The organism is Sulfitobacter sp. JL08, assembly GCF_003352045.1.
In the GTDB taxonomy this organism is placed as follows: domain Bacteria; phylum Pseudomonadota; class Alphaproteobacteria; order Rhodobacterales; family Rhodobacteraceae; genus JL08.
The window spans coordinates 3,713,687-3,736,346 of sequence record NZ_CP025815.1 but is presented as its reverse complement, the minus strand read 5'-3'; the positions used below and the strand labels follow the sequence as shown (position 1 = coordinate 3,736,346).

The following is a 22,660-nucleotide window of genomic DNA, read 5'->3' as shown; positions in this document are numbered from 1 at the left end:
CGGGCCGGTCAGCGGGGCGCTGCGGCACGTAACAATCTGTCATTGATCGCACGGCCCAGTCCGACATCGGGTATCGGGGCAATGGCAATGGGTTGGTCGGTTGCATCCATTTGATGCAGATAGTCAAACAATCGCGCCGCAGCCTGGGCCAGATCCGATGTGGGTGACAGGTTAAGATCCCCCCTGATCGGGCCAAACCCAAGATGGATTTCGCCGGCATGCGCCGTTTTTGCATTCAACCTGACCTTTGCGTTCGGCGCATAGTGCGATCGCAACTGGCCGGGTGCGGTCAGCGGGGCATCGGCGGCAGGCAGTTCAAGCGGTGCGCCCATCACCTGTTCGATGCTTTCGCGTGTTACACCGCCTTCGCGCAGCAAGGTCGGATGATTCTGCAGGCCGACAATGGTTGATTCAACACCAACGGCGCACGGGCCGTCATCCAGAATCGCGGAAATCCTGCCGTTCAGCCCTGCGCGTACATGATCAGCTGTTGTCGGGCTGATCCGCCCGGACGGATTGGCCGACGGCGCGGCGATAGGGCCATCAAACGCGTCCATGATCGCCTGCGCCGTCGGATGGGAGGGAACCCGGATTGCCAACGTGTCCAGACCTGCCGTGACCAGTGGTGAAATGCCGTGATCGGGGCAAAGCGGCAAAACCAGCGTTAGCGGGCCGGGCCAGAACGCATCGGCCAGGCGTTGTGCCAGATCGGACCAGACAACATGGCGTCGGGCTTGTTGAGGTGATGACACATGAACAATCAGGGGGTTGAACGCTGGCCGGCCCTTGGCATCGAACACTTTCGCCACGGCCTGGCTGTTGCGGGCGTCAGCGCCCAGACCGTAAACCGTTTCGGTTGGAAACGCGACAAGCAACCCCGCCGCCAGCAATTCGGCTGCCTTTGCAACGCCTTCCTGTGTTGCTGTCAGGCCCAGTGTGATGTCGTTTGGCATGTTTTGTTACGCGGCGTTTGTGTTGCGTGTGCGGTCAGAGCCGATAGTTTTGGCCGCAATAGCAACATGTCTTTATAGCCGGCCAAGGCGATTGCCAAGCCGCTGGTTTGTTCCGGAGAAGCCCCAAATGTCATTCCGAGCGCCCGTATCCGAATACCAGTTCATACTGAATTCCGTGGTGGGACTTAATCAGGTTGTCGCGACCGAAAGGTTCAGTGACGCGACCGAAGATGTATCATCGGCCATTCTGACCGAAGCGGCCAAGCTGTGTGACGAGGTTCTGGCCCCTCTGCAACGGTCGGGCGATCAGGAACCGGCGCGACTTGAAAACGGTGTCGTGCGCACATCCCCCGGATTTGCAGATGGCTACCGCGCCATTGCAGAAGGGGGCTGGATCGGGATCAGCGCCAGCCCTGAACATGGCGGCATGGGGCTGCCTGTTGCGCTGGCGACAGCCGTGAATGAAATGATGAGCGGCGCGTGTCTTTCGCTGCAGCTTGCGCCACTGATGTCGCAAGGCCAGATCGAGGCGCTGGAACACCACGCCAGCGACGCCATCAAGGCCTTGTACCTGCCAAAACTGGTGTCTGGTGCGTGGACCGGAACCATGAACCTGACGGAACCGCAGGCCGGATCCGATGTCGGCGCCTTGCGCACGGCAGCTGTGCCGAATGACGATGGTACATATGCCATCACCGGCCAGAAAATATATATCAGCTGGGGTGACCATGATGTGGCCAAAAATGTGTGCCATCTGGTGTTGGCCCGGTTGCCAGATGGTGTGGCCGGTACAAAAGGCATCAGCCTGTTTCTGGTACCGAAACGTCTGCCGGACCAGAACGGCAATGCAGGTGCCGCGAACAGCCTGAATGTTGTCAGCCTTGAACACAAAATGGGTCTGCACGGATCACCGACCGCCGTCATGCAGTTTGACGGGGCCACCGGCTGGCTGGTGGGCGAACCGAACAAGGGCATGGCGACGATGTTCACGATGATGAACAATGCGCGGCTTGGCGTCGGGTGTCAGGGCATCGGCGTGGCCGAAGCTGCGTTCCAGCACGCGCTTGCCTATGCCATGGATCGCAAACAGGGTCGCACGGCGGTTTCGGGTGACGGTGCGATTGTCGATCATGCCGATGTGCGGCGTATGCTGCTGTCGATGAAATCCGACGTATTTGCCGCGCGCGCGATCGCGCTGTCCTGTGCAGTGGCCACGGACATGCATACAGCGACACAGGACACAGACTGGGCTGCGCGCGCCGCATTTCTGACGCCGATTGCCAAGGCGTTCGGCTCTTACACGGGCATATCCGTTGCCGACACGGGCATTCAGGTGCATGGCGGCATGGGCTATGTCGAAGAAACCGGCGCGGCGCAATTTGCCCGCGATGTGCGTGTGACCGCCATTTACGAAGGTACGAACGGCATTCAGGCGATGGACCTTGTGGGGCGCAAGCTGATGGATGGCGGCGAAATGGCCAACAGGCTACTGGACGAGGTCGAGGATTTTGCCGAACAGGCCCGGACCAGACTGCCCGATCTTGCGGAAGCGGTCTGGCAGGCATCGGAATCATTGCGCGAAGCCACCGACTGGATGGTATCGCAAACCGACATGAACGAACGGTTTGCCGGAGCAGACCCTTATCTGCGTGCGTTTGCGGCGGTTTTGGGCGCACATCATCATCTGGTGGCGGCCCTGTCTGCCTCGGGCACATCGCGCGAGGCACTGGCGCGGTTCTATATTTTGCGGCGGCTGCCCGAATATGTCGGTCTTTTGCCCCATGCCCAAGCTGGCGCTTCGGGGCTTTTTGCCATAACTGCCGAAGACCTGATGGCATGAAAGACAATCCCTTGACTGATCCCGAACCGGTGCTGCGCTATCCATGGGACGTACCCCCAGACCCCGGAACGGCAATCGAAGTTGCCGAAGGTGTCTTGTGGATGCGTTTGCCGCTGCCGATGAAGCTGGATCACGTCAACGTCTATGCGCTGGACGAAGGCAGCTACTGGACCATTGTCGATACCGGATTTGACACCGGGAAATCCAAGGCCGTCTGGCAGCAGTTGCTAAACGGGCCACTGGCCGGAAAACCTGTGCGCCGCGTGATTGTAACGCATTATCACCCGGACCATATCGGTTTGGCGGGCTGGTTTCAGGCGGAATTTGGCGCCGAACTGGTTACCACGCGCACCTCGTGGCTGTTTGCGCGGATGCTGACGCTGGATGTGCAGCCGGTGCCTGCGCTCGAAACGCTGGCCTTTTATCGCGACGCAGGCATGGACCCTGCCATTCTTGAAAAACGCGCCACGGAACGCCCGTTCAATTTTGGCGATGTCGTCGCACCATTGCCGCTGGGGTATACCCGTATCCAGCAGGGCAGTGTGATCGAAATCGGCGGGCGCACCTGGGATGTTCATATTGGCAACGGCCACGCCCCCGAACACGCCACATTCTGGAGCCGCGATGACAATCTGGTTCTGGCGGGGGATCAGATATTGCCGTCGATCAGCCCGAATATCGGGGTCTATGCAACCGAACCGATGGCCGATCCGATCGGCGAATGGATCGAAGCCTGCGAACGGTTGCGGCAACATGCGCGTCCTGACCATCTGGTTCTTGGCGGACATAAACTGCCGTTCACAGGTTTGCCGTTTCGGATGCGCCAGTTGATTGACAACCATCACGGTGCCTTGTCGCGGTTGCTTGATTACATCACTTCCCCGAAGGCGGCGGGTGATTGTTTCGCCCCGCTGTTCAAAAGATCGATAGGCGAAGCGGAATATGGCCTTGCCCTGGTTGAATCCGTAGCCCATCTGAGCCACCTTTACCAAACGGGTCTTGCGACGCGCATCCGGCGTGAAGACGGCGCGTGGGCCTATCAGCGCAAGGATTAAGTGATGGAAGATGCAATCAAAACTTCTGCAGAGGCGGTCGAAGCTGACGCGTTGCCCCGTCTGCACGAAGTGCACACAGATCCGAACCGCAAATGCGTCGATGCCAAGCCCCTGAAGAAAAATATTGCGAAAAAACCGGTCAAACAGAAAAGCCCGGCGGAATGGGCCTATGAGCGTATAATTCTTTATATAAAGAATTTCGAAGAACAGCTGGACAACCAGCACGAAGTCGCGATGGGCTTTGCCGGGGGGGACGCCGGCGTTTTGCGGATCGAAGGAATGGGTTTTTTCGACCCTGATATCATTACGTTTTACGGGTCCGAAGCAACCGGCATAAAAACCCAGTTGATCCAGCATGTAAGCCAGCTGAACGTGTTGCTGCGCGCCCTGCCCAAACAGGCGGATCAGCCCGAACCGAACAGGATCGGGTTTCAACTGGCCGCAGATCTTGAAAAAACCGCCAAGCTGGCAAAAAAGCCCGCCAAAACGAAAGCCCGCAAAAAAGCCTAGCAATCGCGTCGCTTTGAAGGGATGACTCGGATTTGAAAATGCGTTAACCAGCGTTCAAGCGATGGACTACAAGGACACAAAGCAAATGGCTGACCACAAACACGGCGATATGGATATCAAGACGCAGGAAAAAACCTTTGACGGGTTCATGCGTTTCACCACTTGGTCTGTGATTGTCATCATGGCAATCATCATTCTGATGGCGATCTTTATCACCTGATCAAGCTGGTAGGCTCACATCATGCGTGTTCTGGTTTCTTTGTGCCTGATGTTGGGCCTGGTCGCGTGCAGCGAAAGCTCTCCTATTCTGGCGACGCCTGAATCGATTGCCGCAGTCTCCTACCGGGATGAAGGCCCGTCGAAGCTGACGGTCATCACGATGATCAACAACGAGACAGGGGCAGGCGGGCATACCGCCCTGATGATCAACGGGCCGCAACGGATCATTTTCGATCCGGCAGGATCGTTCCGAACCCCGAACGTACCGGAACGCGGCGATGTGCTTTACGGGATCACACCACAGGTCTTTCAAACCTACAGAAGTTCGCATGCACGCGCATCGCATCACGTGGTGACGCAGGAAATCGTAATCAGCCAGGCGCAGGCACAGGCGGCATATCAGCTTGCCACCCGCAACGGGCCTGTGTTTGGCGGTTTCTGTACAAATGCCGCATCACGGTTGCTGTCACAGGTGCCGGGCTTCAGCCAGATCGGCGTGACCATGTCGCCGATCCGGTTTCAAAACCAGATCGAACAGATCCCCGGCGTGAAGACCGAAAAATACTATGAAAACGATGCCGGAGACGTTGTGGACGCCCTGGCTGTTCTGTGATCGTCAACCGATCAGATAAAGCATTCCGAACAGCGTAAGTGCGCCCCCGATGATGGATGCAAAGACATTTTTCGTCAGCAGGCCGATCACCACAGTTGCAAGCGCCGCCAGCGCCCGCGGCGCATCCGGTGTGCCTCCGGTTGCAGCAGGCCACGCCACCAAAGGGGCGACAAGCGCAGGCAAGACCGCGACGGCCGTATAGCGCAGGTGGCGTAAAAGCCATTCGGGCATCGCACGGTCGCCAACAAGGCCGATAAACGAAAACCGGATCAGAAACGTCCCGATGCCCAAGCCGATGATGACGGTCCAAAGTGTGGTTGGTTCGATCATTGAACAGCCACCTTTCTGTTTTGTGTCCAAAGCTCGGTACGCGCACCAGCCACCATTCCTGCCATACCGGCGATGATCAGGCCAAGATTGTAAGGCACATCCGCACAGATCAGGGCCATGACAATTGCGACGACGGCAGCAACGACATGCGCAAGGGTGCGCAGCATGGGGGTGATCATGGCAAGAAACGTAATCGGCAGGGCAAAATCCAGCGCGAACGAATCCGGAATACGCCCGCCAACCACCGCGCCGACCAGAGTAAACTGGTACCACAACGGGCAGACCGGCGTGACCGCACCAAAGAAATACGCCATGCGCTGAGGCACGGTAAGTGCCGGTTCGCGTTCGAATTTCGATATGGAACAGGCATATGACTGATCAACGGTGAAATAGGCTGCCAACGCCCGCTGCCAGATCGGCGCTGACCCGAGGAAGGGGGTCAGGTGCGCTGAATACATCGCCATCCGCAGGTTCACGGCAAGCGCAGAGGCTAGAACGATCAGGGTTGGAACATTTTCGACCATCAGTTGCAGAGCGGTGAATTGTGCCGCACCTGCAATGACAACCACGCTGAACGTCATGGTTTCAAACACGCTCAGGCCGGCTTCGGTGCCCAGAACGCCAAACAGGGCCGAAAACGGAATGACCACAAGAACAAACGGCGCGCCGTCTCGAAAGCCTTGCCAGAAGATTGATTTGGTGGTGGAGGTAGTCATCGCTTGCCCCTAAACTGGACGCCAGCCCTAGCTGCGAAATCAAGGGGATGCAATTGGCCAAGTCGAAAGATCAAACAGATTACATCATCGCGCCCGACCCGTTTGCGCCGGGACTGACGCGCGCGGTTGACGGAACGGATCAGGATGGCAAGGTCAGCCAGATTTCCGTAGTGGAAGAACGGCCTTTGACGATTTTTCTGAACAGCCAGGAAATCGTGACTGCGATGACGATCGGGGATTATCCGGACTACCTTGCGCTTGGATTTCTGCGCAACCAGCGCATGCTAAGCCTTGAGGACGTCGTGACCGGTGTCGATTACGACGAAGACCTTGAAACGATTGTTGTTCGCACTGCGGTCAAAACCGATTTTGAAGCAAAGATGCGCAAGAAAACGCGGACAAGCGGTTGTGCCGTGGGCACGGTTTTCGGCGACATGATGGACGGGCTGGAGGGGATCACCTTGCCCGAAACCACGATGCGCACGTCCTGGCTCTATACGCTTTCGGCAAAGATCAATCGCACGCCGTCCCTTTATCTTGAGGCCGGAGCGATCCATGGCACCGTTCTGTGCGAAGGAGACCGCCCTTTGGTCTATATGGAGGATGTTGGCCGCCACAACGCCGTAGACAAGATTGCCGGATGGATGCTGATGAACAAGGTCCAGCCCGAGGGCAAGATACTTTACACAACGGGGCGCTTAACGTCTGAAATGGTGATCAAGACTGCCCTTATGGGAATCCCGGTGCTGGCGTCGCGTTCCGGTTTTACGGCGTGGGGCGTTGAAATCGCGCGCGATGTCGGGCTGACGCTGATCGGGCGGGTGCGGGGGCGCAGGTTTATATGCCTTTCGGGCGAAGAGCGTCTGATCTGGGACGCCGATCCGGATCAGGTGGCTGACGAACCCAGAAAATCGGGCCGCAAGGGGGCCAAGACATGAAGCAGCCTCTTGGTGTGATACTGGCGGGTGGTCTTGCCAGCCGGATGGGTGGTGGCGACAAGGGCCTGCTGAAACTGGGCGGTGTTCCCATTCTGAGACGTGTCATTGACAGGCTTGAGCCGCAGGTCGCATCGCTTGCCTTGAATGCAAACGGCGATCCGGCGCGGTTTGCAGCGTTTGGCCTGCCTGTTCTGCCCGATACGATTGACGGGTTTGTCGGCCCTTTGGCCGGTGTTCTGGCAGGTTTGGACTGGGCGGCAGATCAGGGCGCCGATACGATTGTGACAGCCGCCGCTGATACACCGTTTTTCCCCTGTGATCTGGTGCCGCGCCTTCTGGCCACCGCTGAGGGTATGGCGGCACCGCTAGCTCTGGCCGCGACGCCGGATGCAAAGCGTGGCCAGGTACGCCACCCGACCTTCGGGCTTTGGCCGGTCGCGTTGCGCGACGATCTGCGCGCGGCGTTGAACAATGGTGTGCGCAAGGTTGTGGTCTGGACAGATCAACACGCCGGGCGCGAAGCCTTGTTCGAAACAAACGGGATTGATCCCTTTTTCAACGTCAACACGCCGGATGATCTGATCGCCGCGCAATCCGCACTTGAGGCCGCATCATGAGAATTTTCGGAGTTGTCGGTTGGAAAAACGCTGGAAAAACCGGGCTGATGGAACGGCTTGTGAGCGAAATCACCGCGCGCGGATTTACGGTTTCAACCGTCAAACATGCACATCACACCTTTGATGTGGATCACGCGGGCAAGGATAGCCATCGGCATCGCGTGGCCGGTGCCACCGAAGTTTTGCTGGCGTCGCGCAACCGGTTCGCATTGATGCATGAATTGCGCACCGAAGAGGAACCCACGCTGGACATGCTTTTGAAGAAGCTGGCGCCGGTGGATCTGGTGCTGATCGAAGGCTATAAACGCGATCTGCACCACAAAGTTGAAGCGCATCGCGCCGAAACCGGCAACCCGTTGATCGCGCCGGATGATGAAACGGTGCGCGCTGTCGCTTCGGACGTGCCGCTTGATCTGGACCGTCCGGTATTTGATCTGAACGATACCGTGTCCATCGCAGATTTCATACTGTCCGAGGTTGGATTGTGACACCTTATGACACGTTCATCATGGTGGATTGGTCCGGAGGAAATGATCGTGGCCCGACACCGGTAAAGGATGCGATCTGGGCCTGCATTGCACGCGCAGGCGGCGCCGAAGCGCCGGTTTATCTGCGCAACCGTCAGGTGGCGGAAAAGTGGATTACGGAAACTCTGAATGTTGAGGTGTCGGCCGGTCGCCGGTGCTGTATCGGGTTTGATTTCCCGTTCGGGTATCCAAAGGGGTTCGCGCATGCCTTGACGGGGCAAACCGATCCGTTTGCCGTTTGGGATTGGTTTGAAAACCGGATTAAAGACGCCGGTTCGCAAAACAACAGGTTTGATATGGCTGCTGAAATCAATCTGTCTCTGGGAACAAATGGCCCGTTCTGGGGCAATGGGCTAAAGCGTGATATTACAGGTCTGCCGCGTACAAAGCAGGGATACGTTAACCCGTTTCCTGACCGACGAAGCGTGGAAACGCAGGCACCCGGGGCGTTCACCTGCTGGCAACTGGCAGGAGCGGGTGCTGTCGGATCGCAGGTTATGATGGGGCTGCCGGTTCTGTCACGTCTGCGACGCGCGTTTCCTGACACGCTTTCGGTCTGGCCATTCGAACCGCTGGCCCGGCCTGTTTCAGTGGTGGAAATCTGGCCCAGCCTTTTGGGTGGGGTCGCACCCAAGAACATGATCAAGGACGCGTGGCAGGTCCGGAATGTTGCGCAAACCCTGTCGCGCCTTGACCCTGTGATACTGGGCAAGATGCTGGATGTGGACGCGCCGGAAGAGGGCTGGATTTTGGGGGTTGGACACGAGGCGCAACTTGCGCCGGATAAACCCGTGCCGCCCCCGTTAAGGAATGATTGTTTTGCGCTGCCCGCAGGTGTCGACTGGACCCCGGTTGATGATGCGTTGGCCATGCTGCGTGATCGGTTGAACCCCGTCACCGAAACCGAACTGATACCGGTTTTGCAATCAAGGGGCCGGGTTCTGGCCGAACCGGTTTTCGCAAAACGGGCCAATCCGCCCCGCGCGAATTCGGCAGTGGACGGGTACGGGTTTTCGGGCAGCGTGCCATCGGGTGCACAGTATCTGCCGCTGGTGACTGGCCGCGCCGCAGCGGGGGGCGATTTCAAGGATCGGGTTCCAAACGGGTCGGCGGTTCGTATACTGACGGGGGCTGCCCTGCCTGCGGGTGTGGACACGGTCATTCTGGAAGAAGACGTGACAGTTGGCCAAGACCAGATTGCGTTTCATGGCCCGTTGAAACAAGGCGCCAACACGCGCCGCGCCGGAGAGGATTTTTCCGCCGGTGACAAGGTGTTGAGCGCCGGAGAACGGATCGGGGCTGCCGACTTGGCGCTGTTGTCGGCAGCAGGTGTCACGCAAGTGAACACGCACAAGCGCTTGCGCGTTGCTGTTGTGTCTACCGGTGACGAGCTGGTGGATGTGACCGGCGATGCGCAGGACAACAAGATCATTGATGCCAATCGCCCGATGCTGCTGAACATGATCGCGCGATTCGGGTTTGAACCGGTTGATTTGGGTATTTCGCCTGACAACCGCGACGCGCTGCGCGGATTGCTGGATCAGGCCGCTCTGGAAGCGGATGTTATCCTGACAAGCGGTGGCGCATCGGCCGGCGACGAAGATCATGTGTCGGCGCTATTGAAACAGGCGGGTGCCATGGCGTTGTGGCGTATCGCCGTCAAACCGGGGCGGCCTTTGGCGTTGGGCTTGTGGAACGGCAAGCCGGTGTTCGGCTTGCCGGGCAATCCCGTGGCCGCGCTGGTCTGTACCCTTGTTTTTGCGCGCCCCGCGATGGCGCAGATGGCGGGCGAACGCTGGCAGGTCCCGCAGGGGTTTGATGTGCCTGCGGATTTCGACAAGCGCAAGAAACCGGGGCGGCGCGAATACTTGCGTGCCCGCATCCGCGACGGCAAGGCGCAGGTGTTTGCATCCGAAGGGTCAGGCCGGATCAGCGGGCTAAGCTGGGCTGAAGGCCTTGTTGAACTGGACGATGGCGCGCGCGACATCAGCAAAGGGGATCCGGTGCGGTATATTCCCTACGCGAGTTTTGGACTCTAGCAGATAAGGGGCTTTGGCATGTCGCCTAGTCAAATGTGCCGGCGACGCGGCCCAGCAGCATAAAGGCGCGCGCTGTGCGGGTTTCGGACAGTGCGGAGATTTCCGCGTCCGATGCTGTTTTTTCGAACTCTGCAAACATCCTGTCGAATTTGCGCAAAAAATGATGCGCCGCATCGCGAAAGATCGGATCCTGCTTCATGCGACCGGCAGAGAGCGCCAGAGACGATCTGTCACGTACACCGCCCAACGCGGCCACGCTGCGCCCGCGTGCTCCGGCCGCAAACTGGCGCCATATCTCGGGTCTGGCCATATCCGGGCGCAGATCGTCCATGTAAATGCCGTCTTGTGACAACAAAGTCAGCACATCCTGTGCCGCCTGTATCAACTGCGAGGCCGATCGATCCTGCAAGGCGCGGCGCAGGGCTGCAAACCCTTCGTGATCTTCTGCGGTTTCGGGAAAATTCAGGGCCCGGATGAAATCAGAGCGTTCCAGCGGCGGCGCCATATCTTCGGCGCGTGTTCCAAGGGCCAGCGAGGTTTGGTTTTCTTCGCCCATAGAGCTGTCAGCCGGAGGTGGCGCCGCGCGCACAGGCGATGCATCGCGACGGCTGGAAAACGTAGCCAGCGCGCTTTCGGTTTTGCGTGTGGCGGCAGCGATTTCGTCCAGTTTACGCACGACAGAGGGTTCAGACGCCGTGTTCCGCCCCTGATTCTGCGCGACATAGGCCTGTCGGATCGCATCAATTGCGGTCTGAAGGCGCTGGCTTTCTTCACGCATCACACGTGACGACCGCGCCGCCGTTGCCGCAACCCAGATCATGGCGATTGGCATGAATATCGCCAGAATCGTCATCAGAAACTGAAGGCTGTCAAAGTTGCTTGGCAGCGCATCCTCGGGATCGGGCAGAGACAAAAAGAAAATCGCTGTGCCCATCAACCACAAAAGGCTGAGGGCAAGCGCTGCCACCTCGATTCCGGAAATAGCATCGCGGCGCGGTTTATCATAAATGCCCAAGGGCGTCGGGCGTGTGGTCTCTTTGTCGGTCATCTGGCGTACCTTTTACGCGTAAACGATCTTGAGAACCTCATAGGATTTTTCGCCTCCCGGGGTGCGGACCTCAACGCTGTCACCTTCTTCCTTGCCGATCAGTGCGCGCGCAATAGGCGATTTGATGTTGAGCAGGCCATTTTCGATATTGGCCTCGTGTTCGCCCACGATCTGCCAAGTTTTTTCTTCATCCGTATCTTCATCGACCAGCGTTATCTTTGCGCCAAACTTGATCGCGCCGGATAATTTGGACGGATCAATAACTTCGGCAAGGCTTAGCACGCCTTCCAGTTCCTTGATTCGGCCTTCGATGAAAGACTGTTTTTCACGCGCGGAATGGTATTCGGCATTTTCCGAAAGGTCGCCATGCTCGCGCGCCTCTGCAATTGCCTTGATGATCGCGGGGCGTTCAACTGACTTTAACTGCTTCAATTCGGTTTCCAGCGCGGAATGGCCCGCGCGGGTCATAGGTATCTTTTCCATTCAAACTCTTCCACGCCGTTACGACGGTCTTAATACAACCTGTCAGTTCTCTGGCAGATACCTGACCCAAAGCGGCGGGGGATTGCAAGCAGAACACGCGCGGATCATTCAGACCCGCGCGATCAGGCCGATCAGGAATAGGCGACAACTTCGTATTCGATGCCATCGTGATCGTGGAAATAGAACCGTTTTCCGGGTTCGTAATCGGCATGGTTTTCGGGCACAAAACCGGCGGCTTTCACCTTTTCCTCCATCGCGTCGATGTCATCGACCACAACCCCAACATGGTTCAAACCGCCAATCGTTTTGTAATTGTTATCGGTCGCCTTGTGCGGATTGCCCGGCGAATAAAGCGCAAGGTAATGGTCTTTGGTGCCGACATGAACGCTGCGACCGTTGTCTATCGACGGGCCGGCCCAGCGTATCTGCCATCCGAACAGATCGCACATCCATTCGGCGGTGGCATCCACGTTGGCAACGGTGAAATTCGTGTGTTCCAGATGGGCTGTCATGTCAGTCTCCTTTGTTGTGTGGCCTCTTTGTAATTCCTCAAGTAAGCTTGAGGTCAAGAGGGAAAGAGAGGCCTATATGCTAAGCATCGGAGAGGTTGCAGAGCGCACCGGTCTGGCGGTGTCGGCGATCCGGTATTACGAAGAAATGGGGTTGGTTCACCCCGACCGGAATGCCGGCGGACACCGTCGGTTTGAACGTGCGGATATTCGTCGCCTGTCATTTGTGATGATCGCACAGGAATTCGGGTTTTCTCTGCCCCAGATCAAGGCCGAGCTGGACCGGCTGCCAATGGGGCGCACCCCGACCAAGCGCGACTGGAGCCGGATCAGCATACAGTTTCGTGCCGTATTGGATCAGAAAATCGATGCAATGCAGCGTTTGCGGGATCAACTGGATGGCTGCATAGGGTGCGGGTGCCTTAGCCTGGCGAAATGCAAACTCTATAACCCCAAGGACCGTGCAAGGATCAACGGCGCCGGGCCGCGCTATCTAATGGGGGACGCGCCGGAAACGCCACACAGGCCTGTCGGGTCGCCATCGAACTGGCAAAAGTGATAAATCGAACCAGTTTCAGACTTACAGAGTCGTTTTGGACTGTTTTTACGCCGTGTCGTGATTGCAAGTAAGCCGCCGCTGCGATAGCCAATCGCGAAAGATTATTTCGTGCGCAGATTGGTGGGCGCCACTTAACGAACAGGAGAGCCGCGAGATGGCCGAGATTGAACGCGAAGCAATGGAATATGATGTGGTTATCGTGGGGGCCGGCCCTGCCGGATTGTCCGCCGCGATCCGCCTGAAACAACTTGATGCCGATATCAATGTTGTCGTTCTGGAAAAAGGTTCGGAAGTCGGTGCCCATATCCTGTCCGGTGCTGTGCTTGATCCTGTCGGGCTTGATGCGTTGATCCCCGACTGGAAGGAAAAGGGCGCACCGATCAATGTGCCTGTCAAGGAAGACAATTTCTACATGCTGGGCGAAGCGGGCCAGTTGCGCATCCCGAATTTTCCGATGCCGCCGTTGATGAACAACCACGGCAATTACATCGTGTCGATGGGCAATGTCTGCCGCTGGATGGCCGAACAGGCCGAGGCGCTGGGGGTCGAGATTTTTCCGGGCATGTCCTGTTCCGAACTGGTTTACGGTGACAATGGCGAAGTCAAAGGCGTTGTGGCCGGTGTATTCGGTCTGGAAGAAGATGGCAGCCTAGGCCCCAACTCTGAACCCGGTATGGAACTGCACGGTAAATATGTCTTCCTGTCCGAAGGCGTACGCGGGTCGCTGTCCAAGGAAGTGATCGAGAAATTTGACCTGTCCAAGGGGAAAGAGCCGCAGAAATTCGGGCTTGGCATGAAGGAAATCTGGGAAATTGATCCCGATAAACATCACGAAGGCCGCGTGACCCATACAATGGGTTGGCCTCTGGGCAGCAATGCCGGTGGCGGGTCGTTCATCTACCACCTTGAAAACAATCAGGTCTATGTCGGGTTTGTGGTGCATCTGAACTACAAGAACCCGCACCTGTTTCCCTACATGGAATTCCAGCGTTTCAAGCATCACCCGATGGTTGCCGATTTGCTGAAAGGCGGGAAACGCGTGGCCTATGGCGCGCGGGCGATTTCCGAAGGCGGGTATCAGTCGATGCCCAAAATGGTGGCACCGGGTGTTGCACTTTTGGGGTGCTCTGTCGGTATGGTCAACGTGCCGCGGATCAAGGGAAACCATAATGCGATGCTGTCTGGCAAAGCTGCAGCCGAAGCCGCGTTCAAGGCCATTCAGGACGGGCGCAGTGCGGATGAACTGAGCGCTTACGAGGACGAAGTACGTTCTGGCGCTATCGGAAAAGATCTGAAGAAAGTGCGTAACGTCAAACCCTTGTGGTCCAAATACGGGTTGATGGCTTCGCTGACGCTGGGCGGGTTCGATATGTGGACCAACACGCTGGGGTTTTCCCTGATGGGAACGCAAAAGCATGGCAAGACTGATGCTGAAGCGACGGAAGAAGCCAGCAAGCACACGCCCATCGACTATCCGAAACCCGATGGCACGCTGTCTTTTGATCGCCTGACCAACGTCGCGTTTTCATTTACCAATCACGAAGAAAGCCAGCCCGCGCATTTGAAGCTGAAAGATGCGTCGATACCGGTTGCACAGAACCTGCCCAAATTTGCGGGTCCGTCGGCGCGCTATTGCCCGGCTGGAGTGTATGAATTCGTTGAAGAAGCTGGCAAGGACACGCGATTTGTCATCAACTTCCAGAACTGTGTGCATTGCAAGACCTGTGATATCAAGGATCCTGCGCAAAACATCAACTGGACGACACCGCAAGGCGGAGACGGGCCGAACTACCCGAACATGTGATGATATTCCAGTGTCTGCAAAGGGTTTGATTCATCGCGCGCCATTGCGCGTTGCCCCATAAAACCCTAGCTTATCGCGCAAGAGCAGAAAACAGCGAGGCAGGGCAATTGCGGAACCTATTGAGACGTACGGCGTGTATTGCGGCACTGATCACGATGTCGGCTGTACCGGTGGCCGCACAATCAGGGGCCGGAGCCTATCTTGCCGCGCGACAAGCTGCGCTTTCCAGCGATTTCGATGTCGCTGCGCAGTACTACACCCAAGCGTTGGTGCGTAGTCCAAACGACCCCGAATTATTGGAAAGTGCGGCCCTTGCTCAACTGTCCCTCGGGCGGATCGATACCGCGTATCCGATGGCCCAGCAAATAGAAGCCGCCGGCCTGCGCAGCCAGATTGCACACATGATTGTTGTCGCAAAGCTAAGCGCTAACGAAGATTACGCCGCCATTCTGGAACGTGATTCACAAAAACTGGGAATTGGCCCTCTGGTTGATGGTCTGGTCGAGGCATGGGCGCAGATCGGCAACGGGTCTGTCGCCCAGGGGCTGGAACGTTTTGACGATGTGGCGCAGGATGCAGGGCTGCGTGGCTTTGCCTATTACCAAAAGGCACTGGCGCTGGCGATGGTCGGCGATTTTGAAGGTGCTGATGCGATCCTGTCGGGTGATGCGGCGGGCGCGATCAACAGAACCAGACGCGGGGCGATGGCACAGGCCGAAGTCTTGTCCCAGTTGGGGCGGAATGAGGATGCGCTTGCCGGGCTGACGGCCACGTTCGGTTCATCGCTTGACCCGGAGTTGCAGGGGCTGGTTGACCGGCTAAGCACCGGAGAGCGCCTGCCTTTCACGCATGTCACATCGGTCAATGACGGTCTGGCCGAAGTGTTTTATTCCGTAGGGGCCGCGTTGTCGAATGAAGCGACCCCTGATTATTCGTTGGTCTACACCCGCATCGCAGCCTATCTGCGGCCCGATCATATCGACGCCCTTTTGCTAAGTGCCGCCCTACTGGATGAACTAGACCAGTTCGATCTTGCGATCGAGACGTACAAGCAGGTGCCCGAAGGTCATGGCGCCTATCATGCTGCGGAACTTGGCCGGGCGAATGCGCTGAACCAAAGCGGCAAGCCGGATGCATCCGTCGAGGTGCTGGAACAACTTGCACGGGCTTACCCCGACCTGACGATCGTTCATTCGACATTGGGCGATCTTTTGCGCCAGCAGGATGATTTCGAAGGGGCGGTTGGCGCTTATGACCGCGCCCTTGCCCTGACCAAGGATGGCGACAGATCGCAATGGTTCTTGTTCTATGCGCGGGGCATATCCCATGAACGATCCGACAACTGGCCCGAAGCCGAAGCAGATTTTCGCGCCGCGTTGGAACTGAACCCGGATCAACCGCAGGTGTTGAACTATCTTGGCTATTCGATGGTTGAAAAGCAGATCAACCTGGATGAGGCGCTGGACATGATCCAGCGGGCCGTCGCCGCCCGCCCGGACAGCGGATATATCGTGGATTCGCTGGGTTGGGTTTTGTACCGTCTGGGGCGCTACGAAGAGGCGGTTGGCCATATGGAACTGGCGGTCGAGCTTGAGGCGGTCGATCCTATCGTGAACGACCATCTGGGCGATGTGTACTGGGCTGTCGGGCGTTATCGCGAGGCCCGTTTCCAGTGGAACCGTGCCCTGTCCTTTGATCCCGAAGAAAAAGAGGCGGACCGTATCCGGCGTAAACTGGAAGTCGGGCTGGATCAGGTTCTTGAGGAAGAAGGCGCCCCGCCCTTGAAGCTGACGAAAGATGAAAATGAAGGCTAGGGCCTTTGCACCGGCAAAAATAAACCTGAGCCTCCATATCACCGGCCAGCGCGCTGACGGGTATCATCTGATCGACAGTATTGTCGCCTTTGCCGATGTTGGTGACATTGTCACGGTAGAGACAGGCAAAGGCGCGGGGCTTTCGGTAACTGGTCCTGCGGCACAAGGTGTTCCCGCAGATGAAAGTAACCTTGTCTGCAGGATCGCGCGCGCTTTCTGGCCGGATGCTGACGTACATATCCAACTGGAAAAACATTTGCCGTCCGCATCGGGTATCGGCGGCGGGTCTGCGGATGCAGCGGCGTGTTTCAGGGCCATGTCAAAGCTGTTTCCATGCGCCGCTGCGGCAGACGTTACATCCGAACTTTTGCAAATCGGGGCTGATGTGCCGATGTGCGTGTCGGGCAAACCGGCGCGTGTTGGCGGCGTTGGTGAAATTCTGGACCCGATTGATGCGCTTGCGTCTTTGCCGGCTGTTCTGGTCAACCCAGGTATCCCTGTTTCTACACCGGCGGTGTTCGCAGCGCTTGAATGCCGGTCCAATGCCGCAATGGGAGTTCTGCCAGACGACATGAGCGATCCTGCGTCTGTGGCCGACTGGTTAAGCCGGCAACGCAATGACATGCAGCAGGCAGCCATCGCTCAGGTTCCCCAGATCAGCGCGGTTCTGGATCATATCGCGTCCACGTCAGGATGCGCGTTCAGCCGGATGTCGGGTTCGGGGGCCACGTGTTTTGGCATCTATCCGGCACCGGCAGATGCCAAAGCCGCCGCGCTCCAACTGGCGGCAGAGCGGCCGGATTGGTGGGTTTGCTTTGCCGTGTTGGGTTCCCCCCGCCCCAAGCGGATGCTCAGTTGATGCGTTCGACGACGTAATCGGCCAGATCAATCAGCATGGTACGGATCGGATGATCCGGCAATCGGGTCAGCGCTGATTTGGCCCGATCGGCCCAGTCAATCGCTTCGCGGCGCGTTGCCTCAAGCGTGCGGTGCTTTTTCATCAGGGATAGCGCATGGCTAAGATCACCGTCTTGTTGCTTGCCCTTTTCGATCGTACGCACCCAGAATTCCCGTTCGGTCTGATCCGCCAGCGCGACGGCCTTGATCACCGGAAGCGTCAGTTTACGTTCGCGAAAATCATCGCCGATGTTCTTGCCGGTTGCCCCGGTGTCGCCTTGATAATCAAGCAGATCGTCGACAATCTGAAACGCAATGCCCAACGCATCGCCATATTCAAACAAGGCCTTTATCTGGTCCTCGGGCGCGTTTGCGATCACGCCGCCAACTTCGGTAGCGGCAGAAAACAGGGCCGCTGTCTTTCCGCGCACAACCTTCAGATAGACGTCTTCGCTTGTCGCCAGATTCTGGGCGGCTGTCAGTTGCAGCACTTCGCCTTCGGCAATCGTTGCAGCGGCGTTGGCCAGAATATCAAGAACCCGCAACGACCCGGTTTCAACCATTAGCTGGAAACTGCGGGCGAACAGATAATCCCCCACCAGTACGGATGATTGATTGTCCCACAGCAGGTTGGCCGTGGGGCGGCCCCGGCGTTGTGCGCTTTCGTCTACCACATCGTCATGCAAGAGAGTGGCCGTGTGAATAAATTCGACCGTGGCCGCCAGATGGATGTGATAGGGCCCGTCGTAGTTGCACAAACCTGCCGTCGCCAATGTCAGCATCGGACGCAGACGTTTTCCGCCTGCTTCGACCAGATGCGCCGTGACTTCGGGAATGCGGGGGGCGTGTTCGGACGCCATGCGCGCCCGGATCAGCGCGTTGACCTGATCCAATTCGCCTGCAAGGTAGCGGGCCAACTGCTCATGCGGCTTTGCAGGTACCATTGCGCTGTCCATGCTTCCCCTATTCCAAGGCTCGACATTCATGCCGCCTTGCTCTTACAACCTTGCCTATGAAGGAACTATTGCGCACGACCGATCCGACAATCATTGCCTTTGCGTCCGCCCTTCTTAAGGGAGAGGATATAGCTTGCTTTGAAATGGACGTAAATATGAGCGTTCTTGAAGGCGGTATAGGGATATTTCCCCGCCGGATGATGGTGCGTTCGGGTGATTATGACAGGGCGCTGCGGGTTATGTTGGACAATGAGATCGATCTGGGCCAGTCGCGCTGATGTTTTCAGAAGAAGATGTTACTCTGGATGCGTTTCTGGGTGGCAAGGTCAGACTTTATCAACCTCGTAACGGCTACCGCGCTGGTGTTGATCCCGTGTTGCTGGCTGCGTGTGTCAATGCAAAGCCGGGGCAATCGGTTCTTGAACTGGGCTGTGGCGTTGGCGCGGCCAGTTTGTGCCTGTCGGCCCGCGTTGCAGACCTGCACATAACCGGGGTCGAGCGACAGGCCGATTATGCAACTCTGGCGCGGCGCAATGCGGAACTGAACAAAGCGTCATTTGCCACCGTGACGGCAGATATCAGCGCTTTGCCGACCGACGTGCGCCAGATGCGGTTTGATCATGTGATCGCAAACCCGCCCTATTATCAGCGCACTCAGGGCACCGCGGCGGATGACAGCGGGCGCGAAGGCGCGCTGGGCGAAGATACCCCGCTTGAAACATGGGTGCGCGTTGCCGCGAAAAGGCTGGCGCCCAAGGGATACGCGCATTTCATTCACAGGTCGGAACGTTTGCCCGATCTGTTGGCCGCGTGCGCTGGCCGGCTGGGCAGTATCGAGGTGTTACCGCTTTGCGCGCGGGCCGGACGAAAGGCCGAGCTGGTCATATTACGGGGCCGTTCCGCGGGGCGCGCACCCTTTACCCTGCACGCGCCGGTTATTCTGCACCAAGGCGCCACACACGAACGGGACGGCGAAGACTATGCGCCGCTTGTACGCGATGTTTTGCGGCTTGGGGCTGCGCTGCCGTTTGGCGATCCGGCGGCCGGGTGATTGTAAAGAATTTGTTATCCATAGTTTGCGTCTGCAGCGTGACAGGTGGAAAAAAATATGGTTCGATACACTGCAACTTATTCAGAGGAGGATTGCCATGAGCCTGAGCTCGCATCTGTCGGAACTGAAAAAGAAGCACCAACACCTGAGTGATGCCGTGGAAGATGCCCAACGTGCACCCGGGGTGGATGGACTTCAAATTGTGGATTTGAAGAAGCAGAAATTGCGACTCAAGGAAGAGATTGAACGCCTAACGGCCTGAACCGCCGATTTGTTCACTTCTGCTGCTGGCGCGCGCGGCAATCACGGCGCCAGCGGTTATCAACATGGCCGCAAGCGCCAACGTTAGTGTTGGTGGGGCAATACCTGCAAGCACCAGGCACAGTGTGGATAGCAGCGGCGCAGCATATGATGCTGTGCCCAAAAGCTGTATGTCGCCCTTTTTTACGCCTATGTCCCAAACATAAAAGGCCAGCCCGACAGGCCCAAGGCCCAACCCGATGGCGGCCAGCCAGGAACTGGTGGTTTCGGGCCAAACTGTCGTTTCAAACATCATGTGCAGCACCCCGGACAGCACCGCCGTTGCACAACAGAATACGGCGACCGTTTCCGTTGGAAACCGGCCCAGCCGCCGCGAAACAACCGAATAACCGGACCACGTCAGGGCGCACAGAAACGCCAGCGCGTATCCGGGGATTGCGGATGACTGAAATCCGGTTTCGCCGCCTGTAATAATCAGTGCGGCACCGCCAAAACCGATCAGTGCACCGATCAGATGGCCAGCCCTGATTTTTTCACCGGGTAACAATCCGGAAAACAAAACGATCAACAAAGGCCAAAGATAAGCAATCAGCCCGGCCTCGGCCGCCGGGGCGAGGCGCAATGCCGAAAAATACAGCGCGTGGTAGCCGAAAAGCCCCAGTGTTCCGAACAGATAAACAGACAGCGGAACAGCGCGCAGTTTCGCAAATCCGCCAGTTGTGGCGCACCAGACCAGCCCCAGTATGCCACCGATGGAAAAACAGATGGCGTTCAGTAACAAGGGTGGCGTTGGCGCAGACCCGACCGTAAGCAGGGCCAGCAACGCCCAGAGCAATACGGCACCGAACCCAATGGCTGTGGCGCGAGTACGTGTCATTTGGCGGCGATATCTTCGACGGGAATGATGTTCAGGGTGGCGTTGAAATCTGAAAGCTTTTCTATTTCTTGCAAAATCCAATCGCGGAACGCTTTAACCTGCGGGCGGTTTTCTGCACCTTCGGGGCACAAAAACCTGAAATGCGCCTTGGTGGAAATGGCGGTTTTGAACGGCGCGACCAGCCGTCCCTCGCTTAGATCCTTGATCACCAGGGCGCGCCGGCCCAATACGATTCCCGCGCCCGCAAGCGCTGCATCCACTGCGTGATCTGCCTGCGAAAACCGGACGCCATGCGTTGGGTTGAAATCAATGCCAACCGCGCGGAACCACGTCTGCCAATCGCATTTGGGCCTTAGAAAACTGATTGAATCGTCAAACAGCAAAGGGGCATCTTTCAGAGATTCGGGTGTCGGGTATTTCTGGGCAAGTTCGGATGTCATGACCGGCATGACCCATTCCACGGCCAGTGGTATCGCGTACAATCCCGGATCAGGGCCGTACCCGAACCGGATAGCAACATCGATTTCGTCGCGATCGAAATCCATAATGCGCAACCCCGCCGAAAACCGCAATTCGATGTCCGGATGGGCCTGTGCGAATTCATACAGCCTTGGGGCCAGCCATTTTGCAGTGAATGCCGGCCCTGCCGTGACGGTCAGTGTTGAATTGTTCTGAAGGCGTCGTGCAGAACGCCAGGCGCTTGCCAGCATTGCAAATCCATCAGCAGTTCCCGGGGCCAGCGCCCGGCCGGCTTCTGTCAGGGTGACGGCCCGGTTCAGCCGGTGAAACAAAGGCTGGCCCAAATGATCTTCCAGTGACTTGATCTGAAAGGACAGGGCGGCAGGTGTTACGTTCAGTTCGGCAGCGGCTTGCGCAAAGGACATGTGTCGCGCGGCGGCATCAAAGGCGCGTAATGCGGTGAGGGGTGGAAGGCGATCTGTCATATTCAGTTAAGTATAACTTAATTGAAGCTTTGAAAAGTCTCGTTTGTCAGTTTGATTGCAAAAGGCCATGTTAAGTGCAGTTAATCAAACCTGATCCAAGGAGAGTTCAGATGCACGAAGCTACAACAATCCGCACATTGCGCAACGCAATGGACAAGGCACATTCCGAACGGGCCCGCGCCGCAGCCGATATCTGGCACTGGCTGTTTTCCGGCAAATCTTCCCGCTGAATACCGCGCGCAGTATTCTTACGGGATGAAACGAAAAGGGCCGGTCAAATCGACCGGCCCTTTTTTTGTTCACTGGACAAAATCAGACGAAATACTGCGCTCCGTTGGCAGAAATTGTGGATCCGTTGATAAAGCCCGAATCTTCTGACGCCAGAAATACAACGCAGCGCGCGATTTCATCGGGTTCACCCAAACGGCCCGCCGGGATTTGCGCGATGATGCTTTCGCGCACTTTTTCCGGAACCGCCATGACCATGTCTGTTCCGATGTAACCGGGGCAGATTGCATTTGCGGTAATGCCCGCACGGGCGCCTTCTTGTGCCAGAGATTTGACGATACCCAGATCGCCTGCCTTGGTCGCGGCATAGTTCACCTGTGCGAACTGGCCCTTTTGGCCGTTGATCGAGCTGATCACGATGACGCGCCCGTATTTACGCTCGCGCATGCCCGGCCAGACCGGATGCACGGTGTTGAACACACCGGTGAGGTTTGTATCGATAACCTCGTGCCACTGTTCCGGGGTCATTCTGTGGAACGGCGCGTCACGGGTGATACCGGCATTTGCGACAACAACGTCAATCGGGCCGACTTCGGCTTCAACCTTGGCGATGCCGGCTTTTGATTCTTCGTAATCGGCAACATTCCATTTATAGGTTTTGATGCCGGTTTCTTCCGTAAACTTCGCGGCGGCTTCGTCATTGCCAGCATAGGTCGCTGCAACGTTATAGCCCTCCGCTTTCAAAGCTTTGGAAATTGCGGCTCCGATACCGCGGCTGCCGCCGGTTACAAGGGCTGTACGGGACATGGTTCAGAATTCCTCCAGATTTGTGTTCGTAATCTTGTTACGTTGTATGATTTAGTTGCGCAATA

The 22,660-nt window shown here is 57.4% G+C and carries 26 protein-coding genes; 16 read left to right on the top strand and 10 right to left on the bottom strand.

Annotated elements, in window-relative coordinates; translation table 11 throughout:
* Nucleotides 1-8: 8 nt before the first annotated feature.
* Entirely contained in the window at nucleotides 9-953 is a 945-nt protein-coding gene (locus tag C1J05_RS18400) for an L-threonylcarbamoyladenylate synthase (RefSeq protein ID WP_114871526.1), read from the bottom strand.
* A 127-nt stretch (nucleotides 954-1,080) separates the two neighbouring features.
* Between C1J05_RS18400 and C1J05_RS18395 the strand changes: the two genes are divergently transcribed.
* The 5 genes from C1J05_RS18395 (at nucleotide 1,081) to C1J05_RS18375 (ending at nucleotide 5,190) form a co-directional block, all read left to right on the top strand.
* Nucleotides 1,081-2,793: an acyl-CoA dehydrogenase gene (locus tag C1J05_RS18395; protein ID WP_114871525.1), complete on the top strand. Its 1,713-nt coding sequence runs from the start codon at nucleotides 1,081-1,083 to the stop codon at nucleotides 2,791-2,793.
* Nucleotides 2,790-3,848 (top strand): MBL fold metallo-hydrolase, encoded by a 1,059-nt coding sequence (locus tag C1J05_RS18390; RefSeq protein ID WP_114871524.1) that lies wholly within the window; start codon nucleotides 2,790-2,792, stop codon nucleotides 3,846-3,848. The genes C1J05_RS18395 and C1J05_RS18390 overlap by 4 nt, the downstream gene beginning before the upstream one ends.
* Before the next feature lie 3 nt (nucleotides 3,849-3,851).
* Nucleotides 3,852-4,358: a DUF6173 family protein gene (locus C1J05_RS18385; protein ID WP_114871523.1), complete on the top strand. Its 507-nt coding sequence runs from the start codon at nucleotides 3,852-3,854 to the stop codon at nucleotides 4,356-4,358.
* An 85-nt stretch (nucleotides 4,359-4,443) separates the two neighbouring features.
* On the top strand, nucleotides 4,444-4,578 hold the full coding sequence (locus C1J05_RS18380; protein ID WP_114872436.1) for an aa3-type cytochrome c oxidase subunit IV: 135 nt from the start codon (nucleotides 4,444-4,446) through the stop codon (nucleotides 4,576-4,578).
* Between the two features lie 21 nt (nucleotides 4,579-4,599).
* A complete protein-coding gene (locus C1J05_RS18375) occupies nucleotides 4,600-5,190 on the top strand; it encodes a hypothetical protein (RefSeq protein ID WP_114871522.1) in 591 nt (196 codons plus the stop codon).
* 3 nt (nucleotides 5,191-5,193) lie between these two features.
* On the opposite strand, the gene C1J05_RS18370 is transcribed toward C1J05_RS18375, so the two are convergent.
* Nucleotides 5,194-5,520 (bottom strand): AzlD domain-containing protein, encoded by a 327-nt coding sequence (locus C1J05_RS18370; RefSeq protein ID WP_114871521.1) that lies wholly within the window; start codon nucleotides 5,518-5,520, stop codon nucleotides 5,194-5,196.
* Nucleotides 5,517-6,236, bottom strand: coding sequence for an AzlC family ABC transporter permease (locus tag C1J05_RS18365; protein WP_114871520.1), 720 nt, complete (start codon nucleotides 6,234-6,236; stop codon nucleotides 5,517-5,519). The genes C1J05_RS18370 and C1J05_RS18365 overlap by 4 nt, the downstream gene beginning before the upstream one ends.
* Nucleotides 6,237-6,283: 47 nt before the next feature.
* On the opposite strand from C1J05_RS18365, the gene C1J05_RS18360 reads away from it, so the two are divergent.
* Genes C1J05_RS18360 through C1J05_RS18345 form a run of 4 tightly spaced genes read left to right on the top strand, consistent with a single transcriptional unit; the run spans nucleotide 6,284 to nucleotide 10,357 of the window.
* Nucleotides 6,284-7,174: a formate dehydrogenase accessory sulfurtransferase FdhD gene (locus C1J05_RS18360; protein WP_114871519.1), complete on the top strand. Its 891-nt coding sequence runs from the start codon at nucleotides 6,284-6,286 to the stop codon at nucleotides 7,172-7,174.
* On the top strand, nucleotides 7,171-7,791 hold the full coding sequence (gene mobA, locus C1J05_RS18355; protein ID WP_114871518.1) for a molybdenum cofactor guanylyltransferase MobA: 621 nt from the start codon (nucleotides 7,171-7,173) through the stop codon (nucleotides 7,789-7,791). The genes C1J05_RS18360 and mobA overlap by 4 nt, the downstream gene beginning before the upstream one ends.
* Nucleotides 7,788-8,279 (top strand): molybdopterin-guanine dinucleotide biosynthesis protein B, encoded by a 492-nt coding sequence (gene mobB / locus C1J05_RS18350; protein WP_114871517.1) that lies wholly within the window; start codon nucleotides 7,788-7,790, stop codon nucleotides 8,277-8,279. Before mobA ends, mobB begins: the two co-directional genes overlap by 4 nt.
* Nucleotides 8,276-10,357: a molybdenum cofactor synthesis domain-containing protein gene (locus tag C1J05_RS18345; protein WP_254684644.1), complete on the top strand. Its 2,082-nt coding sequence runs from the start codon at nucleotides 8,276-8,278 to the stop codon at nucleotides 10,355-10,357. Before mobB ends, C1J05_RS18345 begins: the two co-directional genes overlap by 4 nt.
* Before the next feature lie 25 nt (nucleotides 10,358-10,382).
* On the opposite strand, the gene C1J05_RS18340 is transcribed toward C1J05_RS18345, so the two are convergent.
* The 3 genes from C1J05_RS18340 to C1J05_RS18330 all read right to left on the bottom strand — a co-directional run bounded on the left by C1J05_RS18340 (nucleotide 10,383) and on the right by C1J05_RS18330 (nucleotide 12,400).
* The gene (locus tag C1J05_RS18340) at nucleotides 10,383-11,405 is read right to left on the bottom strand and encodes a hypothetical protein (RefSeq protein ID WP_114871516.1); all 1,023 of its coding nucleotides are present in this window, start codon (nucleotides 11,403-11,405) and stop codon (nucleotides 10,383-10,385) included.
* Between the two features lie 12 nt (nucleotides 11,406-11,417).
* Nucleotides 11,418-11,888, bottom strand: a complete 471-nt coding sequence (gene greA, locus C1J05_RS18335) for a transcription elongation factor GreA (protein WP_114871515.1) — start codon at nucleotides 11,886-11,888, stop codon at nucleotides 11,418-11,420.
* A gap of 131 nt (nucleotides 11,889-12,019) precedes the next feature.
* Nucleotides 12,020-12,400 carry a VOC family protein gene (locus C1J05_RS18330; RefSeq protein ID WP_114871514.1) on the bottom strand — a complete coding sequence of 127 codons (381 nt, stop codon included), beginning with the start codon at nucleotides 12,398-12,400 and terminating at the stop codon, nucleotides 12,020-12,022.
* A 76-nt stretch (nucleotides 12,401-12,476) separates the two neighbouring features.
* On the opposite strand from C1J05_RS18330, the gene soxR reads away from it, so the two are divergent.
* The 4 genes from soxR (at nucleotide 12,477) to C1J05_RS18310 (ending at nucleotide 17,433) form a co-directional block, all read left to right on the top strand.
* Nucleotides 12,477-12,956: a redox-sensitive transcriptional activator SoxR gene (gene soxR, locus C1J05_RS18325; protein ID WP_114871513.1), complete on the top strand. Its 480-nt coding sequence runs from the start codon at nucleotides 12,477-12,479 to the stop codon at nucleotides 12,954-12,956.
* A gap of 154 nt (nucleotides 12,957-13,110) precedes the next feature.
* Nucleotides 13,111-14,760 (top strand): electron transfer flavoprotein-ubiquinone oxidoreductase, encoded by a 1,650-nt coding sequence (locus C1J05_RS18320; RefSeq protein WP_114871512.1) that lies wholly within the window; start codon nucleotides 13,111-13,113, stop codon nucleotides 14,758-14,760.
* 119 nt (nucleotides 14,761-14,879) lie between these two features.
* Complete coding sequence (locus tag C1J05_RS18315; RefSeq protein ID WP_368073718.1) at nucleotides 14,880-16,574, top strand: tetratricopeptide repeat protein; 1,695 nt, start codon at nucleotides 14,880-14,882, stop codon at nucleotides 16,572-16,574.
* Nucleotides 16,558-17,433 (top strand): 4-(cytidine 5'-diphospho)-2-C-methyl-D-erythritol kinase, encoded by an 876-nt coding sequence (locus C1J05_RS18310; RefSeq protein WP_368073717.1) that lies wholly within the window; start codon nucleotides 16,558-16,560, stop codon nucleotides 17,431-17,433. The genes C1J05_RS18315 and C1J05_RS18310 overlap by 17 nt, the downstream gene beginning before the upstream one ends.
* Here C1J05_RS18310 and C1J05_RS18305 read toward each other — a convergent pair.
* On the bottom strand, nucleotides 17,426-18,415 hold the full coding sequence (locus tag C1J05_RS18305) for a polyprenyl synthetase family protein (protein ID WP_254684643.1): 990 nt from the start codon (nucleotides 18,413-18,415) through the stop codon (nucleotides 17,426-17,428). The genes C1J05_RS18310 and C1J05_RS18305 overlap by 8 nt on opposite strands.
* Before the next feature lie 68 nt (nucleotides 18,416-18,483).
* Between C1J05_RS18305 and C1J05_RS18300 the strand changes: the two genes are divergently transcribed.
* The 3 genes from C1J05_RS18300 to C1J05_RS18290 all read left to right on the top strand — a co-directional run bounded on the left by C1J05_RS18300 (nucleotide 18,484) and on the right by C1J05_RS18290 (nucleotide 19,740).
* On the top strand, nucleotides 18,484-18,705 hold the full coding sequence (locus C1J05_RS18300) for a putative signal transducing protein (protein WP_114871508.1): 222 nt from the start codon (nucleotides 18,484-18,486) through the stop codon (nucleotides 18,703-18,705).
* Nucleotides 18,705-19,478, top strand: a complete 774-nt coding sequence (locus C1J05_RS18295) for a tRNA1(Val) (adenine(37)-N6)-methyltransferase (protein ID WP_114871507.1) — start codon at nucleotides 18,705-18,707, stop codon at nucleotides 19,476-19,478. The genes C1J05_RS18300 and C1J05_RS18295 overlap by 1 nt, the downstream gene beginning before the upstream one ends.
* 97 nt (nucleotides 19,479-19,575) lie before the next feature.
* The gene (locus C1J05_RS18290; protein WP_114872434.1) at nucleotides 19,576-19,740 is read left to right on the top strand and encodes a YdcH family protein; all 165 of its coding nucleotides are present in this window, start codon (nucleotides 19,576-19,578) and stop codon (nucleotides 19,738-19,740) included.
* Here the strand turns inward: C1J05_RS18290 and yddG are convergent.
* The 3 genes from yddG to phbB all read right to left on the bottom strand — a co-directional run bounded on the left by yddG (nucleotide 19,729) and on the right by phbB (nucleotide 22,595).
* On the bottom strand, nucleotides 19,729-20,616 hold the full coding sequence (gene yddG, locus C1J05_RS18285) for an aromatic amino acid exporter YddG (RefSeq protein WP_114871506.1): 888 nt from the start codon (nucleotides 20,614-20,616) through the stop codon (nucleotides 19,729-19,731). The genes C1J05_RS18290 and yddG overlap by 12 nt on opposite strands.
* Entirely contained in the window at nucleotides 20,613-21,560 is a 948-nt protein-coding gene (locus C1J05_RS18280; RefSeq protein ID WP_114871505.1) for a transcriptional regulator GcvA, read from the bottom strand. Before C1J05_RS18280 ends, yddG begins: the two co-directional genes overlap by 4 nt.
* 312 nt (nucleotides 21,561-21,872) lie before the next feature.
* Nucleotides 21,873-22,595: an acetoacetyl-CoA reductase gene (phbB, locus tag C1J05_RS18275; protein WP_114871504.1), complete on the bottom strand. Its 723-nt coding sequence runs from the start codon at nucleotides 22,593-22,595 to the stop codon at nucleotides 21,873-21,875.
* Between the last annotated feature and the right edge of the window lie 65 nt (nucleotides 22,596-22,660).

What these genes read in the sequence shown, in the direction of transcription:
- C1J05_RS18290 (WP_114872434.1), top strand. Translation starts at nt 19,576, where the DNA reads ATGAGCCTGAGCTCGCATCTGTCGGAACTGAAAAAGAAGCACCAACAC.
- greA (WP_114871515.1), bottom strand. Translation starts at nt 11,888, where the DNA reads ATGGAAAAGATACCTATGACCCGCGCGGGCCATTCCGCGCTGGAAACC.
- C1J05_RS18295 (WP_114871507.1), top strand. Translation starts at nt 18,705, where the DNA reads ATGTTTTCAGAAGAAGATGTTACTCTGGATGCGTTTCTGGGTGGCAAG.
- phbB (WP_114871504.1), bottom strand. Translation starts at nt 22,595, where the DNA reads ATGTCCCGTACAGCCCTTGTAACCGGCGGCAGCCGCGGTATCGGAGCC.
- yddG (WP_114871506.1), bottom strand. Translation starts at nt 20,616, where the DNA reads ATGACACGTACTCGCGCCACAGCCATTGGGTTCGGTGCCGTATTGCTC.
- C1J05_RS18395 (WP_114871525.1), top strand. Translation starts at nt 1,081, where the DNA reads ATGTCATTCCGAGCGCCCGTATCCGAATACCAGTTCATACTGAATTCC.
- C1J05_RS18365 (WP_114871520.1), bottom strand. Translation starts at nt 6,236, where the DNA reads ATGACTACCTCCACCACCAAATCAATCTTCTGGCAAGGCTTTCGAGAC.
- C1J05_RS18310 (WP_368073717.1), top strand. Translation starts at nt 16,558, where the DNA reads ATGAAAATGAAGGCTAGGGCCTTTGCACCGGCAAAAATAAACCTGAGC.
- C1J05_RS18400 (WP_114871526.1), bottom strand. Translation starts at nt 953, where the DNA reads ATGCCAAACGACATCACACTGGGCCTGACAGCAACACAGGAAGGCGTT.
- C1J05_RS18380 (WP_114872436.1), top strand. Translation starts at nt 4,444, where the DNA reads ATGGCTGACCACAAACACGGCGATATGGATATCAAGACGCAGGAAAAA.
- mobA (WP_114871518.1), top strand. Translation starts at nt 7,171, where the DNA reads ATGAAGCAGCCTCTTGGTGTGATACTGGCGGGTGGTCTTGCCAGCCGG.
- C1J05_RS18330 (WP_114871514.1), bottom strand. Translation starts at nt 12,400, where the DNA reads ATGACAGCCCATCTGGAACACACGAATTTCACCGTTGCCAACGTGGAT.
- mobB (WP_114871517.1), top strand. Translation starts at nt 7,788, where the DNA reads ATGAGAATTTTCGGAGTTGTCGGTTGGAAAAACGCTGGAAAAACCGGG.
- soxR (WP_114871513.1), top strand. Translation starts at nt 12,477, where the DNA reads ATGCTAAGCATCGGAGAGGTTGCAGAGCGCACCGGTCTGGCGGTGTCG.
- C1J05_RS18320 (WP_114871512.1), top strand. Translation starts at nt 13,111, where the DNA reads ATGGCCGAGATTGAACGCGAAGCAATGGAATATGATGTGGTTATCGTG.
- C1J05_RS18390 (WP_114871524.1), top strand. Translation starts at nt 2,790, where the DNA reads ATGAAAGACAATCCCTTGACTGATCCCGAACCGGTGCTGCGCTATCCA.
- C1J05_RS18305 (WP_254684643.1), bottom strand. Translation starts at nt 18,415, where the DNA reads ATGGTACCTGCAAAGCCGCATGAGCAGTTGGCCCGCTACCTTGCAGGC.
- C1J05_RS18375 (WP_114871522.1), top strand. Translation starts at nt 4,600, where the DNA reads ATGCGTGTTCTGGTTTCTTTGTGCCTGATGTTGGGCCTGGTCGCGTGC.
- C1J05_RS18370 (WP_114871521.1), bottom strand. Translation starts at nt 5,520, where the DNA reads ATGATCGAACCAACCACACTTTGGACCGTCATCATCGGCTTGGGCATC.
- C1J05_RS18385 (WP_114871523.1), top strand. Translation starts at nt 3,852, where the DNA reads ATGGAAGATGCAATCAAAACTTCTGCAGAGGCGGTCGAAGCTGACGCG.
- C1J05_RS18340 (WP_114871516.1), bottom strand. Translation starts at nt 11,405, where the DNA reads ATGACCGACAAAGAGACCACACGCCCGACGCCCTTGGGCATTTATGAT.
- C1J05_RS18280 (WP_114871505.1), bottom strand. Translation starts at nt 21,560, where the DNA reads ATGACAGATCGCCTTCCACCCCTCACCGCATTACGCGCCTTTGATGCC.
- C1J05_RS18360 (WP_114871519.1), top strand. Translation starts at nt 6,284, where the DNA reads ATGCAATTGGCCAAGTCGAAAGATCAAACAGATTACATCATCGCGCCC.
- C1J05_RS18300 (WP_114871508.1), top strand. Translation starts at nt 18,484, where the DNA reads ATGAAGGAACTATTGCGCACGACCGATCCGACAATCATTGCCTTTGCG.